Below are 621 nucleotides of genomic sequence, written 5' to 3' on the forward strand. Positions count from 1 at the left end.
CCGATGATGAACAGGAAGATGACCACGCCGAACTCGGCGACGTGGAGGATGACTTCGGGCTCGCGGAACAGGCCGATGCCGAACGGGCCGATGGCGAGGCCGGCGGCGAGATAGCCGAGCACCGAGCCCAGCTGGAAGCGCCGGAAGATGGGGACGGCGACCACGCCGGCGGCCAGCAGGGCGGCGATATGGCCGAGCTCAAGTCCGGCGGTCGGTTCGGCCATGTCGGTCCCCTGTCAGGCTGGCGATGGAAAGTGGCGCCTGATGCGTCAATGCGCCACCCCGGGCGCCGCGATGCGCCGTCAGGCTTCGTCAGAACCGCGCGCCACAGTTTCGCCCGAGGCGGGGATGCCTCATGGTGCCACACAACCAAGGGGAGACGCGCGATGTCGAAACGTCCGTTGAAACAAACCCTCGCCGGGCTGGTCAGCCTGGCCCTCGCCGCCCCGATGGCGCCGCTGCCGGTCATGGCCCAGGACGCCCGGCCGATCGATCCCGACAAGCCGTCGGACGGCGTGGTTTCGCCCGCCGCCTGCCGGGTGTTCGGCTTCACCCTGCCGGAGGAGCGGGTTCCGGTGAACTTTGCCGCACGCAGCGTCGGCGCGGCGGCCTATGCGGGCC

General features: G+C 70.2%; 2 protein-coding genes. One reads left to right on the plus strand and one right to left on the minus strand.

Going from position 1 to position 621, the window contains the following annotated elements; genetic code table 11:
- On the minus strand, positions 1-224 hold a 224-nt coding region (locus B3E43_RS10235), incomplete at its 3' end, for a cation:proton antiporter (protein ID WP_292029095.1).
- A 162-nt stretch (positions 225-386) separates the two neighbouring features.
- On the opposite strand from B3E43_RS10235, the gene B3E43_RS10240 reads away from it, so the two are divergent.
- A partial coding sequence (locus B3E43_RS10240) for a hypothetical protein (protein ID WP_292029097.1) occupies positions 387-621 on the plus strand: 235 nt, incomplete at its 3' end.

The organism is Brevundimonas sp. UBA2416, assembly GCF_002343105.1.
Classification (GTDB): Bacteria; Pseudomonadota; Alphaproteobacteria; order Caulobacterales; family Caulobacteraceae; genus Brevundimonas.